The organism is Streptococcus dentapri (assembly GCF_042649885.1).
GTDB lineage: Bacteria > Bacillota > Bacilli > Lactobacillales > Streptococcaceae > Streptococcus > Streptococcus dentapri.
In genome coordinates this window covers 31056-46776 of sequence record NZ_JBHSAC010000037.1, presented here as the reverse complement: position 1 = coordinate 46776, position 15721 = coordinate 31056, and the positions used below count along the sequence as shown (strand labels likewise).

The window sequence follows — 15721 nt, the reverse complement described above, 5'->3', positions numbered from 1 at the left end:
CTCCTGTTTCTAGTTTACTAGATTTCAACAGGAGTGTTTTTCTTCTGTCTCATGTTAGGGGGGCAGTGCCAAAGTCCTGCTTTTTTTGTTTTGCTCTAGCTTTACCAGATTAACGCAAGGATTGATTGGCAGTCTTTATCCCTTGCTAGGCAAGCGATAGAGACCAAACCTAATCACTAGTGCAGAAGCTAGGAGATTCAAGTAAGAAGAAGTAGAGTTAATTCTATGACTACAATGCATTGGAACAATTTGATTTGATGGAGGCAAAAAACTGGCTGCTTTAGAAGATGGTGTCTCTGATTCTCTTGATGTCATCGTTCCTCTTCCTCTAGGTGTTCGTTTGTATTATTGGACAGCGAAGAACTAGCTTGATGTTGTTTAAACCCAGATTTAAATAAAAACTCTTAGAATCATTATTTCTAAGAGTTTTTCTCTTGTGCAAAAAAGAGGGGCAAATGGAGCTCTTCTCTTCAACCTGACAAGCTTTATAACTTTTACTGCGCAAGAATATCAGCCAAGATGGCAACACCTTGATCTATCTCCTCCTTGGTCAGAGTCAGCGGCGGCAGAAGACGAATGACATTAGTTCCTGCTGTGAGGACAACAAGACCTCTGTCGCGAGCTGCAGCAACTAACTGGTCTAGATCCGTTGTCGTTTCGATACCTATCATGTAACCAAGTCCGCGCACTTGAGTGACCTCATCAGTATCCCGCAAGGCAGCTGTGAGTTGTTCTTGTAAATAATGAGCATTCTCCCAAGCCTTCTCTAAGAAACCTGCTTCGATCATAACATCAAGAACTGCCGAACTGGCTGCCATAGCCAATTTATTGCCGCCAAAGGTTGAACCGTGTGAACCGGGACCAAAGGCAACCCCAAGCTTCTCTTTAGCCAACATAGCACCGACAGGGATACCATTGGCTAAACCTTTTGCCAGTGTAAAAATATCTGGATTAATGCCATAGTGTTGAAAAGCATAGAGCTTTCCAGTACGTCCCATGCCTGTCTGCACCTCATCTATGATAAGAAGGAGATTATTTTTCTGGCAGTAGTCAGCCAAAGCTGTCACAAAGTCCTGCTTAGCAGGCAGCACACCAGACTCTCCTTGAATAAGTTCCAACATAATAGCAGCTGTGTTTTCTGTCACCAAATCTTTAACACTATCCAAGTCATTGAAAACAGCGTAGTGAAAATGCGGTACGGCATCGCCAAAACCAGCTTTGATTTTATCCTGTCCTGTTGCGGACATGGCGCCAAAAGTCCTGCCATGGAAAGAATTCTGAAAGGTAATAATTTCTTGTTTGCCTGTTGCCTTACGGGCAATTTTAATAGCCGCTTCATTGGCTTCCGCACCGCTATTGCAAAAGAAGACCAAGTAATCCTTATCGACCATCAGCTTAGCAGCAACTTCTTCTTGCAAGCTGTTTTGATAAAGATTAGGTGTATGCCAGATTTGTTCAACTTGTTTTTGCAAGGCAGCTTGAACTTGTGGATGAAAACCAAGATTAGTCACGCCAATGCCTGTTGAGAAATCTAGGTACTTTCTCCCTTGACTGTCAAAAAGATAATTGCCTTCTGCTTTGATAAATTCAAGGTTTGCTCTTTTATAATTTTGAAATAATTTACTCATAAACAATTACTTAAAAACGAATAGAAAGGAAGGAAGTTTTAGAAAACATAAGTACTAAAAATTGCTAGAGAGCACTTTTTTAGGATATTTAAATTAAGTAAACCTTTTTTCTATTCGATTTTAATTCCTTTCCCTTAATCTTCTGTAATAAGCGTTCCTGTCAATAGATTATCACCTATTAAAACCTGACCAACACCAGCAGCTACTGTTTTAGCAGCACTTTCAATTTTGGGAACCATTCCACCTGTTATCACACCAGCATCAATTTTTTCTTGAACTTGCTGACTGCTTATCTTTTCCAGCACGGCTCCATTTTCTAAAACGCCTTTAACATCAGTCATTAAAATCAGTTTGTCAGCTGCAAGCGCTACTGCCACTGCTGTCGCTAAATAATCAGCATTGATATTCAACATGTCCCCCTCTTTGCAATAGCCTAAAGAAGCAAGAATAGGAATCTGCTTGTTCTTAAGAAAACTTTCAATAACCCCTTCATTAATACGAGTCACATCACCGACATAACCATAGGTGTCTTTATCCAAATAGTCAGCAGACACCACATGCTTGAGGTCTGATTTTAACTGCTGACAAAGAACACCTGCCTGCCTTAATTTCTCCTGTAAATTCTCCCCAACCAGATCAAAAAGAGCATGACTTACTAAAACCATGTCGTCTTTACTGGTGACACGTAACCCATTGATTTTTTTGACTGGAACCTGATTTTCTTCCATTAATTTATTAATAGCAAAACCACCGCCATGTACAATAACAAGAAGTTGGCCAGCATCCTGCCAGTCTTTGACCTGACTGAGAAAATCCGTACTCAAGTACTGACTGGCTACTCCGCCAATTTTAATAACAATAACATTTTTCATTTGTTTTCCTTTGCTAATGACTCAGCTGTTAAGTTCGATAGAGAGCATTAATTTTGACATAATCATAGGACAAATCGCACCCCCAAGCCTTACCGACACTATCTCCTGCATGCAAATCAACAACGATTTTAATAGCATCTGCCTGCATGACATCCTGCATCTCTTCCTCATCAAAGTTAACAGGACTAGATGCCAGCATGACTGGAATATCTGCCAGATAAATATCAATATTATCTACAGGAATATTGACACCAGCATAGCCAACTGCTGCCAAAATACGTCCCCAATTCGGATCTCCACCAAAAATCGCTGTTTTAACAAGACTAGAACCAACAACGCTCTTTGCCATCATACGTGCATTTAAACTATTGGGAGCCTTGATTACTTCAACTTCAATGAGTTTAGTTGCTCCTTCACCATCTTTGGCAATCTTCTTAGCCAGGTCTGCCATGACATACTCAAGCATGGCTACAAATTCATCAAATTCAGGTGTATCTGGCAAAATTTCCTGATTCTTTGCACAGCCATTTGCCAAAACTAAAACCATATCATTGGTAGAGGTATCTCCATCTACCGTAATTTGATTAAAGGTAGTCTCAACCTTTGCCGATAGAGCTTTTTGCAAGGTTTCGCTTGAAATATTAGCATCACATGTGATAAAACTTAGCATGGTGGCCATATTAGGATGAATCATACCAGACCCCTTAGCAACACCAGCCATAGTGACTTCGTCGTGGCCGAACATCTCAGTTACGACTGTTGTCTTGGTTGTTGTATCAGTTGTTAGAATTGCCTTAGCAAAATCACCAGCATTACCATTGATGACAATTTTAGAGAGTCCGTTTTTCAGAATATCCATTGGTAGTAAATCTCCAATGACACCCGTAGAAGCGACTCCGACCAAATCAGTTGCAATGCCTAATTTTTCAGCTGTTAATTTCTGCATCTCATAGGCATCATTCATGCCTTGAATACCGGTACAGGAATTTGCAACACCTGAATTTGCAACAATTGCCTGCATTTTCTGCACCTTTTCAACCGACTGTTTAGTCACAATCAAGGGAGCTGCAATTACCTTATTAGTGGTGTAGACACCTGCTACACTGGCAGGATGTTCCGAAACAATCCAACCAAAATCTATTTTCCGCTTCTTAAATCCTGCATGCAAGCCATCCGCGGAAAAACCTAGAGGACTTGCAATATTACCATCTATTACTTGCATCATAAACCTCTTTTCTATAGGTAGCTGGGGCCTGCTAGGAGTCCATTGGTTTCTTCAAATCCCCAGGCTAGATTGACATTTTGAATGGCCTGACCAGCAGCCCCTTTCACGAGATTATCAATTACGGAAACAACAGTCAGCACCTTAGTCACAGGATTGTAGGCAAAACCGATATCCGTAAAATTAGAACCTAACACATCATGTAAATCGGGGAGTCCGTTTTGGATACGGACAAAAAACTTATCGGCATAGGCTTCTTGGTATAGCTCTAGAATTTCTTCATCCGTCACATCATCTGTTACCTTGACATAAACGGTCGCCATGATACCGCGGTTAATAGGTAACAAGGAGGTTGAAAACTGGATATGCTCTAAGTCAGAATTAAATTGCTGTAGCTCCTGAACAATTTCTGGGATATGTTGGTGCTGATTCAATTTATAAGTCATATAATTATCATGCACATTAACAAAATGGCTAGATTCTGCTAATTTTTTACCCGCACCGGTTAATCCACTTTTTGCATCAACAATAATGGTGTCTAAATCGATTTTCTGGGAAGTCAGCAGAGGGATTAGCGCTAATTCTGTCGCTGTTGCATAGCAACCTGGATTGGAGATGAATTTCCCTTGGTCGCTTGTAAACTCTGCTAAAGAATAGGTGAATTTATCTAACACCTCTGAATCCGCCGCTCCCTTGCCATACCATTTCTGATAACTGCTCGCAGACAGACGATGATCTCCCGAAAGATCAACAGTTGGAAAATCGTGCGCTACAAAGATCTTTGAAACCTCCTTGGCCACACCGCTCGGCGTTGCCAGAAAAACAAGATCCGTATTTTGAATAATATTCATAGCCTTGAATTCCTGAATCTCCAAATCACAGATCCCTTTCAGATGGGGATATAAATCAGATATTTTGCGTCCAATCTCTTTAGTAGCATAGATTTCAGCCACTTCAATCTGACTGTGCTGATTCAGTAAACGAATGAGTTCTAAACCGCTGTAACCAGTAACACCAACAATCGCAGCCTTCATTTTATGCACCTCTTTTGAATAAATATGTAGTTATTCTAAAATATCTGAGAACGATTGTCAAGTTATTTCCATTAAAAAATAAAATTTATAGGAAATAAGGCTGACAGTACTCTAAATAATGATCAATTTCAATAAAATAGGTGGTCTCCTACTTCTAAAAAGACAAAAAAGCATCGATAATAGAATCGACACTTCTTGTATTTTATGCAATTATCTGTAAAAGGGGTTGTTATCGTCTGTGGTGCTATTGTTGACTAAAACAGCATCCGAAGAATAGGTCTGATCTAAATATTTGCTAGTCGTTCCGGCCGGAATTAAAAAGATTGTAACAACTCTGCCACTTTTGGTTTCAAATTGCGCTTCTAAACGTCCATCTAAAAGACGGGCATTATAGATAGTGTTTTTGCTCACCTGACCTTTTTTGCTCTTATAGGTCACTTGTCCAGCAGTATCAAAGGTTAAACTAGCACCATTATCACTCTTCCAAGTCCCAACAACTGATGAATAATCGCCATTAAGAACGCCATTGACATCTAAAGAGAGAATCTCCCCTGTTGTTTGGGCCACAGGTTGTGAAGATGAAGAAGTATCCGAGCTAACTTGCTGCTCAATAGCTCCCAAGGTAAAGGCCAAAAGGATTCCACCGATGATGAGTATTGCCAACTCTAAATCAAAGGTTAAATTTTTTGATTTCTTTTTATTTCTTATTCCCGTACTAATCATTTTCTTTAGCATAGTGTTCCCCATATAGTATTAGCTGTTAGCCTGTAACAAGCAAAAATCAGTATTGAAATACTATTTATATTAAATCTCTCTCTTGTGAATACGGAAATTATTATACTATCTCTCTCTTTATTTGACAAGTAGTATTTTAATATTTTTAGGAAGATAAAAGATTGAAATTTATCTCATAATTTCCTTTTACTACAAGATATAGTAGTTGTTGAACCAAATTTGAGAAAAACAATCCAAAATGTAGTATTGATCAACTATAGTTATTTTTTCAAAAAAAATTACAAGTCACTAAAATTTTGTGACTTGTAATTTTTATAAATGCTTTAATAATTCTTGCGCTTGGATGAGAGCAGCTTGAGTAATTTGATCTCCTGCTAGCATTTTGGCTACTTCCTCAATCCTTTCTTCCTTACTCAATAGGCGAACGGTTGAAACCGTTGAGTCATTTTTACTCTCCTTTTCGATAAAGAATTGATAATCCGCCGCTGCGATTACCTGCGGGAGATGAGAAATCGCTAATACTTGACCGTGACTACCAATTTTATGAATCTTTTGAGCAATGGCCTGAGCAACCCTCCCTGATACACCAGTGTCAACCTCATCAAAAACGATACTAGTCTTGTCTTCTTTACGGGCAAAAGAAGACTTAATTGCCAACATCAAACGGGAAAGCTCCCCACCAGAAGCAACTTTTACCAAAGGTTTAAAACCCTCACCAGGATTAGTTGAAATGTAAAATTCTATCTGCTCATTACCTTCCCGACTGAATTTGCCCTTAGTGAAGTGAACCTGAAAATCTGCCCTTTCCATATAAAGGTCGGTCAACTCCCGCTTGATATCTTCTTCTAATATTTTAGCCAGAGCATGACGTTTAAGGCTGAGTTCTTGACTCGAAGCAAGAAGCTCCTGCTCCAGTTTCTTTAAATCACCTTCCAAATCATCAGACCGCAAATCATTACCAGTTAAATGATTATATTCCTTAGTAATAGTATCAAAATAATCCAAGACATCATCAACTCCGCCGCCGTATTTACGAGTGATGGTATTGATAATATTGAGACGATCGTCTATTACATTGAGACGATTGCCATCAAAGTCAAGATCATCGATAAGTTCGGACAGCTGCTTGCTCACATCCTCTAGTATATAGTAGGATTCAGATAAATTAGAAGACAGTTCCTTGTAAACAGGGGCAAAGTCTTCTAGGGTCATTAGATTGTTCATAGAAGAACGGACATTGGACAGGCTGGAGAAATCTTCATTATCCAGCAGAGCATAAGCATTGGTTAATGTATCAGCGATATTCTTATGATTCAGTAGCTTATCACGTTCCTGATTAAGCTTTAAGTCTTCACCAGACTTCAAATCAGCTGCCTCAATCTCTGCTATCTGGAACTCTAGCATCTCGATACGCGCCTTGTGCTCTTCCTCATTCTTTTTCTTAGCCAGCACTTGTTTGCGCAAGTTACGATAAGCATCAAAGGTGGTCTGATACTTGCTTTTGATGACTAAAAATTCCTCATCCCCAAATTCATCTAAGAGAGCGATATGACAAGAAGCCTTCATGAGCTCCTCTTGGTCGTGCTGTCCATGAATATCAACTAAATATTGTCCAACTGAACGCAAGGTTGATAAATTAACCATCTGACCGTTAATGCGACTGACGCTGCGACCGTTGGGAAAGATTTCTCGTCGAATAATCAATTCATCACTGAGTTCAATACCATTATCAAGCAGAACTTGACTGAGGACAGGGCTTTCCTCAACTGTAAAAAAGCCTTCAATTTCTGCTTTTTTAGTTCCGTGCCTGATGACTCCAGTACTAGCTCTAGCACCTAACATCATATTCATGGCATCAATAATGATAGACTTTCCGGCACCTGTTTCACCCGTCAAAACAGTCATCCCGTTTTCAAAATTGAGGGAAATTTCTTCAATAATGGCAAAATTCTTTATGGAAATTTCTAATAACATAAGACTCTCTCAATCAGTGGTGCTGCTTAATCCAAGCGGCTAGTAAGTAACGTAATTCTTTCGCAAAAGCCGTTGTTTTCAAAATGACTAAAATACTATCATCATCAGCTAAGATACTGAAAATCTGATCTTGATATTCTTGAAGTAAGAGGCGCTTCAATAAGCGGGTATTCCCCGGAATAACCGAAATGCTGAGCATCTGTTCTAAACCAGTTGTTGGTTCTGACAAACTTACAATTGATTCACAGGACTGCTGTAGGGGCGTCATCAATTTACGAGCTGACTCCTTGGACAGACCGTAAACATATTTTCCAGATTTACCGGGAATCTTGATAATGCCAAGATTGTTGATATCACGTGAGATGGTAGCTTGAGTTGACTTGAGACCATGAGCCTCCAGCTTAGCAACCAGGTCATGTTGAGTCTCAATCTCATTTTCTAAGATAATCTTGCGAAGGAGTTCTAAACGTTCATGCTTCTTCATTATTTGTAAATTCCTTGTGTGCTTTTTCGACTGTGTGGGGAATCAGAGGTCTAACTAGATTTTGAGGTAAGACTGCTCTTTCTAATTGCAGGAGAAATTCAATGTTTCCTTGTCCCCCCTGAATAGGGGAAAAATCCAGCCCTTTAACTGTGAAGCCGTAATCTAGGGCAAAATCTGTTACCTTTTCTAAAACCCCTTGATGGACTGACTTGTCTTTGATAATACCGTTCTTACCGACTTGACTACGACCAGCTTCAAACTGGGGTTTAACCAAGGCTACGGTCTGATTTCCTTCAGATAGCAGATTGGACAAAGCTGGTAAAATCAAATTCAAAGAGATAAAACTAACATCAATGCTAGCAAAGCTAGGTAGACCTTGGATGAAATCCTGAGGCTGAGCATAGCGGAAATTATACTGCTCCATACTGATAACGCGCTCGTCCTGTCTCAACTTCCAAACCAGCTGATTAGTTCCAACATCTACAGCGTAGACTGTTTTTGCTTCATTTTGAAGCATCACATCAGTAAAACCACCTGTAGAAGCTCCAATATCAAGGGTCGTCAAGCCGCTCAGAGAGATATCGAAAATAGCTAGGGCCTTCTCCAGTTTTAATCCTCCACGGCTGACATATTTGAGTTTCTCCCCTTTAAGTTTGAGTTCCGTGTCATCAGCTATTTTTTCACCGGGCTTATCAAAGCGCTGACCATTGATGACAGCGACTACCAAGCCAGCCATAACACCACGTTTGGCCTGCTCACGCGTATCAAATAAGCCCTGCTTATGAGCCAAAACATCCACTCTTTCTTTAGGCATGGAGGCGCAACCTTTCTATAATTTCTATAATATTATCTGGAATAAAATCAGTATTTTCTTGTAAATCTTTAAAAATAGCTGTAGCCTGATCCAGCGATTCTTCCAAAATTTGATAAGACCTATCCAATCCAAATAAGCTAGGATAGGTGGATTTTTCAGCCCTTAAATCCTTATTGGGGGTCTTGCCCAATTCATCAAAATCGGCTGTAAGATCCAAGATATCGTCGCGTACCTGAAAGGCTGTTCCCATCATTAAACCAGCTTGCCAGAGCTGATCCAGAACCGTCAGTGTTTGTTCGGCGATAAGCCCAGCCGCCTTAAATGAAAAGGCTAAAAGCTTACCTGTTTTGTTACTATGGACAGCATAAAGCTGCTTATGGCTTAAGCTTTTTTCTTCACCTTCAATATCCAGCATCTGACCACCAACCATGCCAAAAGTTCCTGAGGCTTGAGATAACTCTTTGATAAGAGCCAGCAAAATTTCCGACTTTAAATCAGCCTGAGCCAAAACAGCAAAAGGATCCAAAAAGAGACTGTCGCCTGCTAAAATAGCTGTCGCTTCATCAAATTTCTTATGATTGGTCAGACGACCACGTCGGTAATCATCATCGTCCATAGCTGGTAAATCGTCATGAATTAAACTTCCGGTATGAATCATCTCCAGAGCCGCTGCTACCTGATAGTGAGCCTCGGTCAAAGTAAGACCAAATCCCTCCAAAATATTCAGTAAAATCAAGGGTCTGATACGCTTGCCACCAGCTTCAACCGAATAAAGAATAGCCTCTACCAGCCTTGGAGAAACGAGAGGTGCTTGATAATAGGAGCGAATTGCCCTATCAATTTTTGCACATTTATCCATTGCTATCCATTTCGGCTTCTGTTCCATCTGCCTGCATCACCTTTACCAGCGTTTCCTCGGCTTCTGTCAGAGTCTTTTGTAGCTCCCTCGACAAAACCATCCCTTTTTGAAATTCGGTGATAGCCTCTTCGAGAGGCACATCACCATTTTCTAACTTGGTCACAATAACTTCTAAATCTTGTAGATTTTCTTCAAATGTTTTCTTTTTACTTGACATCTTTTACCTCTACTTCTAGATTTCCATCTTTCATCTGCAGGTTCAGTTGATCTCCCTTTTCAACTTGGTCAACGCTGGTGATAGGTCGGCCATCTTTTTGAACGATGGCATAACCACGCGCCACAATGCGGCTTGTATCAAGGGATAAAAGGGCCTCCTGTGCCTTTTCAAAACGAACCAAACTGCTGTCATATTGATTGGCCATCGTGGATCTGAGCAGGCGCTCCTGTTGATGAATTCTTTCTTTTAGACGCTCCAAACGCCCTTGTAAATCTAGGCCCACTAAGCGCTGCATCAACAAGCTATGATGCTGCTTAGTCTCTCCTAATTGATTGCGCATCTGATTGGTCAAGGCCAGGGTCAAACGATCTAGGCGTTGACTGTGGACATCATAAAGACGTCCCGGTTGACGAAAGATGACTGATTGACTGAGTTTGCCAAGCCTCTCCTTCTGCTGTCTGATAAGACGATTGAGCGCCTGATAAGACCGCTGCTGAGCTTCTCTAATCAAAGCCAAAATATCAGCCTTGGTAACAGGTGTAGCCAGTTCAGCCGCTGCTGTCGGGGTAGCCGCCCGACGGTCTGCCACATAGTCAGCCAAGGTAGTATCGGTTTCGTGCCCAACACTGGAGATGACTGGCAATTGGGATTCAAAAATGGCTTGCACCACCTGCTCTTCATTAAAGGCCCAGAGATCCTCAATCGAACCACCACCCCGACCAACAATCAACAGATTCAAATCCGAACGCTGGTTAGCTGCTGCAATATTGAGAGCCACTTCTTGGGCACTGCCCTCCCCCTGAACTTTAGTCGGGTAAAGGACAATCTCAACGCCTGGAAACCGACGACTGATGGTCGTAATGATATCACGAATAACTGCTCCACTAGGACTGGTAATAACACCGATTTTCCGAACGAATTGAGGGAGAGGCTGCTTATGTTCTGACGCAAAATAACCCGCCTGAGCTAATTTCTTCTTGAGTTGCTCGAACTGGACAGCCAAGGCACCAATACCATCGGGCTCAGCCTTTTCAATAATGATGGAGTAGGAACCGTTGGGTTCGTAAAGCTGAACACGACCGATAACATTGATCTTCATACCCTCTTCCAGCTCAAATCCTAATTTTCGAAAAACGCCGGACCACATGGTTGCTTGAATGACCGCTGATTCATCTTTGAGCGAAAAGTATTGATGGTTGGGGCGCTTGCGGAAATTGGAGACTTGTCCTGTCAGATAGACTCGCTCCAAATAGGGATCACGATCAAATTTTAATTTCAAATATTTAGTCAGAGAACTAACGGTTAAATAATCCGCCATCTAAACACCCCTAATCCACAATTTTAAACAAATGTTAGTTTATATTATATCAAATTTTACCCGATAGAACCATGGAAATACATAATGCTAGGCTAGAAAAGGCAGAGGACAACTCTTTGGGCAGACAAATTGCTAAAAGCAGCATTTAAAAAGAGTTAGACCAAGATTACGGTTAGCTCGAAATCAATAGGACTCACTCTTATATCTTTTTTAATTGATGATGACTTGGCTTACTCATCCGTCTTGGTATAAGGATTGTTTTCGTCGTAAGTGTACTGACTGTAGTCCGGTGTCTGACCATATTGATACTGCCAAAGGATTGGGTAGAGGCTCTTACCATCTGGACTCAACTTATAGCCAAAATCATAACCTGTGTAAATTCCGCCAAGCTGGACGGGATAAACCGTTCCTGAGTAATCTACAATTCTAAAGGTTGTGTCGTCAACAGCGACCGTTGAAGTCACCGCACCTGAGATAATATTATAGCTACCATCACTATTGGTAATTTGAATAGTGACAGCTCCATCTTCACTAAAAGTTATGGAAGTTTCAGATGCTCCCATGGTTCCTGACCATTTCCCGATTAGATTTTTGGGAAAGAGCTCATCATCACCTAGCTTGCTATCTTCAGTTGACTGTGTTTCCTTTTGCTTATCTGATTTATCCTGAAAGGCAGCTTTGGCTGTAGCCTCAATTTCAGCGGCTCTATTAGACGCATTGATATGCAGGACAACAAATAAAACAACGAGAGCTACACCAGCCAGACTAGATGCAATAATATACAGTTTACGACGCCTATCCTCTTCTTGTTTTTTTCTGATATGCATGTCTCTCCTAATCATTTCAACCATCCTTTTCTCTGCTACAATGTACCTTTGGTATTCACCTTTGGCGCGGTCTAAAAGGAATTGAATCTCATGACGCGCTTCCTCATCACTGGCTGTTGCCAAAGCTTCCTTCAAGCGATAAATACGGTCCTCTAACTCCTTTTTAACCTGAGGATCTCCTAGACCTCTGACACCGTTCTCTCCGATGGCTCGGATATAATTATCTTCAAAATCTTTCATCTCGTTGCCCTTTACTGACCATCGAATATCGCCTAGACCTATGTTTGCCAAGTTGAATCAAACTCTTTTGAAACAGGCAGTCTAAGATTTATTTACAAATTAAAACTTTTACTTTACCATATTGTAACCTCTTTCAGAAAGCTTTGTCAAGGAAAGTCTGCTTGATAAGACTATTAGATAGCAGCCAAGCCTCTCACCAGACCGCCAATCCCCATAAAAAAGCCGGATTATCATTCCGGCCTTACTTTTTAGTTTTTAAAGGCATCCACCAGAACCTGAAATTCCTCATTGGTCAGGGTAATTCCCTTGCCCATCTTTTCATGGTCTGGGCTCCAAGACCGAATATCATACTTGGCCGGTGCCCCATTGAAACTAACACGATTGAGCTCCTTGGTCCAACCCTTATCATTTTCAGATAGAACCAAAAGCTTCTCTTCAATTTCAAAAGAAAATTCTGCCATTTGGCTGCTCCTTTCATCACATTATTAGGTAATCCCTTTATTTATCCGTAAAATAAATATTATCGTGTTGAGAACACTTGGGATTAAAGGGGGATTGGCAACTCGGACAGGCTGATACTGCCTGATATTGCTCAATGGTCATTTCTAAATGACAAACACCGCAGATGACCACCAAATCCTGCTGGTACTTTCTAGGATAAGCTTGAAAAGAATGATCTTCCAAACTGTCATGACACTGGTAACAGGCGTAGTAACGCTGGCAGTCAAAACATTTTAATCCGACAATATCCAAAGTAGTGTGGTAATGCTGACAACGACTCCGAGAATCAAGAAGTAAGCCCTGAATCCTTATTGACATTAGGCCCGAATCGTCTGACTGCGGCCATCTTCTTGATAAAGGTTAATCAAACCTTCTTCACAAGAACGCACCATGTCACCCGCTTTAACAGGTTGAGGAAGAGTGATGCTTAGGAGTTCCATCGGATTAGGAGCACGGTCAATCTTGTTGCCTTCTGCATCATGAAGGTCCTCAATCGTCGCTTCAAAATGACGGAAGCCCGGACCATAAAACTCAACGCGGTCCCCTTCTTTAATAACATTGCGCTGACGAAGTGTGGCCGTCATTGTTTTTTCATTAAAAGAAACCACTTCCGCAACAAATTTATATTGGGGAATTTTGCAACGAGCGCCAAAGAGCTGCTCATTTTCTGTTGGTGTACTGTAATAGAAACCAGTTGCCAACTCACGCTGAGCGACCTTCCACAATTCATCAACCAAGTCATCTTTGATGGCATAAAAGGCCTCTGGACTCTCCATATAAGCATCAACAGCTGCCTTGTAGCAGTTGCTTACCGTTGAAACATAGTGAATAGATTTCATCCGACCCTCAATTTTCAAGCTATCAACACCATTTTCAATCATGTCTGGGATATGTTCAATCATACACATATCGACAGCGGACATGGAGTATTCCTCAGGAATTTCTCCCTTGAGACTGCGGCGTTCCTGACCAAAAGGCATGTCATAGAGATCGTATTTCCAACGGCAGGACTGCGAACACCCCCCACGGTTGGCATCGCGATGGCTCATGTGATTGGAGAGAGTACAGCGGCCAGAGTAAGAAATGCACATAGCCCCGTGGACAAAAGCCTCGATTTCAACATCTGTACGACGGCGAATCTCAGCCAGTTCTTTCATATTAACTTCACGTGCTAGAACTACGCGAGTCAGACCGTAGTTGCTCCAAAAATTGAAGGTTTCAACATTGGTCGCTGAAGCTTGCGTTGAGAGGTGAATATCGAGTCCCGGAGCTTCGGTTGCACAAATTTCGATGAGGGCTGGATCCGATACGATAACAGCATCCAAACCCATATCACGCAGATCACGGAACCACTGACCTGCACCTTCTTCGTTGCCTTCATGGGTTACCATGTTGGCTGCAACATAGACCTTGGCACTATGCTCATGGGCAAAATTGATGCCCTCTTCCATTTCTTCCATACTGAAATTACCGGCCCGGCTGCGCAAACCGTACTGCTGACCACCAACAAAGACGGCATCTGCACCATATAAGACAGCGACCTTTAATTTTTCCAGAGTTCCTGCAGGCGCTAAAACCTCAGGACGTTTTAATTTTTTTTTCGACATTTTTTGCTCTTTCTAGTTCTATCAGCAGAAAAAACCTCTCTTATTAAGGACGCTTCTGCAAAATAATGATCATATTGATGGACTCTAAATTCATCAGAAAAATCCAATAAAATCTAGGTTCTTGACTTCATTATTTTATAGCAATTTATGCTAAAAATCAAGTCTTCGCTGGCTTTGCAAGGGCTCATTTCAAGATAAACTACTCTTGTTTAGCAACTTGAAAACGTGCTATAATAGAGACTATGACAAAGGCTAATTTGAACAAGGGAGAGCGAATTGATCAGCTCTTCTCGACAGATGTAAAAATTATTCAAAACAAGGAAGTTTTCAGCTATTCGGTTGACAGCGTACTGCTCTCACGATTCCCAAAATTCCCTTCCAAGGGACTGATTGTTGACCTCTGCAGCGGCAATGGAGCTGTCGGACTGTTTGCCTCCACCCAGACCAAGGCCAAAATCGTTGCAATTGAACTGCAGCCGCGCTTAGCTGATATGGGACAGCGTTCAATTGAACTCAACAATCTCCAAGACCAAGTTAGTATAGTCAACGATGATCTCAAGAACCTCATGGCTCATGTGCCTCGCTCCAAAGTAGATTTGATTCTTTGCAATCCGCCTTATTTCAAGGCGACAGAAACGTCCAAGAAAAACCTCAGCCAGCACTATCTGCTGGCTCGTCATGAAATTACAACCAACCTAGAAGAAATCTGTCAGATCAGCCAACAGGCCTTAAAAACCAAGGGACGCCTAGCAATGGTGCACCGACCAGACCGCTTTCTAGAAATCATGGAAACAATGAGACGCTATAAATTAGTGCCTAAACGCATCCAGTTTGTTTACCCCAAGGCTGATAAAGAGGCTAATATGCTGCTGATTGAAGCCATTAAGGACGGTTCTCCCGATGGAATAACCTTTCTGCCGCCTCTCATTGTCCACAAAGATAATGGCGACTACACAGATGAAATCCATGATATCTATTTTGGCAAAAATCACAAATCCTATATGTATGTCCTAAGGTGTGCTGACGATACGCTTTATACAGGCTATACCACTCATTTGGACAAGCGACTGGCAACTCACAATGCTGGAAAAGGCGCTAAATATACCAAAACCAGACTGCCTGTTGAACTCATTTATACCGAAGAGTTTAACCATAAAAATGCAGCTATGAGTGCTGAAGCCAAATTTAAACAAAAAACACGGCAACAAAAGCTAGATTATATCAATAAGCATCAAGCTCTTACTCCAAAAAGTCATAACCACCCGTGAAAACGGGTAGCTTGTACACCGGCTATAAGCCGTTTCTCTCCAGCGACGTCTAAAGACGTTCGCTGAACTTCGTTCAGGTTAGTGCTATAATTACTTGACTAATGCCCGTAACAACGGGCTT

At 41.4% G+C, this 15721-nt stretch carries 16 protein-coding genes; 1 reads left to right on the top strand and 15 read right to left on the bottom strand.

The annotated features are described in order from the left end of the window. Nucleotides 1–494 precede the first annotated feature (494 nt). From ACFOSE_RS04240 to ACFOSE_RS04170, 15 genes are all read right to left on the bottom strand, one after another. Nucleotides 495–1628, bottom strand: a complete 1134-nt coding sequence (locus ACFOSE_RS04240; RefSeq protein WP_380430930.1) for an acetylornithine transaminase — start codon at nt 1626–1628, stop codon at nt 495–497. A gap of 134 nt (nt 1629–1762) precedes the next feature. Continuing rightward, nucleotides 1763–2500, bottom strand: a complete 738-nt coding sequence (gene argB, locus ACFOSE_RS04235) for an acetylglutamate kinase (protein ID WP_380430927.1) — start codon at nt 2498–2500, stop codon at nt 1763–1765. A 28-nt stretch (nt 2501–2528) separates the two neighbouring features. Beyond that, nucleotides 2529–3722 (bottom strand): bifunctional glutamate N-acetyltransferase/amino-acid acetyltransferase ArgJ, encoded by a 1194-nt coding sequence (gene argJ, locus ACFOSE_RS04230; protein WP_380430939.1) that lies wholly within the window; start codon nt 3720–3722, stop codon nt 2529–2531. Between the two features lie 14 nt (nt 3723–3736). Continuing rightward, entirely contained in the window at nt 3737–4756 is a 1020-nt protein-coding gene (argC, locus tag ACFOSE_RS04225; protein ID WP_380430924.1) for an N-acetyl-gamma-glutamyl-phosphate reductase, read from the bottom strand. Nucleotides 4757–4966: 210 nt separating this feature from the next. Beyond that, entirely contained in the window at nt 4967–5491 is a 525-nt protein-coding gene (locus ACFOSE_RS04220) for a DUF6287 domain-containing protein (RefSeq protein WP_380430921.1), read from the bottom strand. A gap of 312 nt (nt 5492–5803) precedes the next feature. After that, a complete protein-coding gene (recN, locus tag ACFOSE_RS04215; RefSeq protein WP_380430919.1) occupies nt 5804–7465 on the bottom strand; it encodes a DNA repair protein RecN in 1662 nt (553 codons plus the stop codon). Between the two features lie 13 nt (nt 7466–7478). After that, nucleotides 7479–7949: an arginine repressor gene (locus tag ACFOSE_RS04210; protein WP_380430916.1), complete on the bottom strand. Its 471-nt coding sequence runs from the start codon at nt 7947–7949 to the stop codon at nt 7479–7481. Further along, nucleotides 7936–8763 (bottom strand): TlyA family RNA methyltransferase, encoded by an 828-nt coding sequence (locus ACFOSE_RS04205; RefSeq protein WP_380430914.1) that lies wholly within the window; start codon nt 8761–8763, stop codon nt 7936–7938. Before ACFOSE_RS04205 ends, ACFOSE_RS04210 begins: the two co-directional genes overlap by 14 nt. After that, nucleotides 8756–9622, bottom strand: coding sequence for a polyprenyl synthetase family protein (locus tag ACFOSE_RS04200; protein ID WP_380430911.1), 867 nt, complete (start codon nt 9620–9622; stop codon nt 8756–8758). The genes ACFOSE_RS04205 and ACFOSE_RS04200 overlap by 8 nt, the downstream gene beginning before the upstream one ends. Continuing rightward, entirely contained in the window at nt 9615–9839 is a 225-nt protein-coding gene (locus ACFOSE_RS04195) for an exodeoxyribonuclease VII small subunit (protein WP_380430908.1), read from the bottom strand. The genes ACFOSE_RS04200 and ACFOSE_RS04195 overlap by 8 nt, the downstream gene beginning before the upstream one ends. Continuing rightward, nucleotides 9829–11157, bottom strand: coding sequence for an exodeoxyribonuclease VII large subunit (xseA, locus tag ACFOSE_RS04190; protein WP_380430905.1), 1329 nt, complete (start codon nt 11155–11157; stop codon nt 9829–9831). Before xseA ends, ACFOSE_RS04195 begins: the two co-directional genes overlap by 11 nt. A gap of 230 nt (nt 11158–11387) precedes the next feature. Further along, nucleotides 11388–12224, bottom strand: a complete 837-nt coding sequence (locus ACFOSE_RS04185; protein ID WP_380430902.1) for a hypothetical protein — start codon at nt 12222–12224, stop codon at nt 11388–11390. 248 nt (nt 12225–12472) lie between these two features. Then, a complete protein-coding gene (locus tag ACFOSE_RS04180) occupies nt 12473–12685 on the bottom strand; it encodes a YdbC family protein (RefSeq protein WP_380430900.1) in 213 nt (70 codons plus the stop codon). Nucleotides 12686–12722: 37 nt separating this feature from the next. Then, the gene (locus tag ACFOSE_RS04175; RefSeq protein WP_380430898.1) at nt 12723–13043 is read right to left on the bottom strand and encodes a CHY zinc finger protein; all 321 of its coding nucleotides are present in this window, start codon (nt 13041–13043) and stop codon (nt 12723–12725) included. Next, nucleotides 13043–14332 (bottom strand): peptidase U32 family protein, encoded by a 1290-nt coding sequence (locus ACFOSE_RS04170; RefSeq protein WP_380430895.1) that lies wholly within the window; start codon nt 14330–14332, stop codon nt 13043–13045. The genes ACFOSE_RS04175 and ACFOSE_RS04170 overlap by 1 nt, the downstream gene beginning before the upstream one ends. Before the next feature lie 242 nt (nt 14333–14574). On the opposite strand from ACFOSE_RS04170, the gene ACFOSE_RS04165 reads away from it, so the two are divergent. Then, nucleotides 14575–15600, top strand: a complete 1026-nt coding sequence (locus ACFOSE_RS04165) for a GIY-YIG nuclease family protein (RefSeq protein WP_380430892.1) — start codon at nt 14575–14577, stop codon at nt 15598–15600. Nucleotides 15601–15721: the final 121 nt, after the last annotated feature.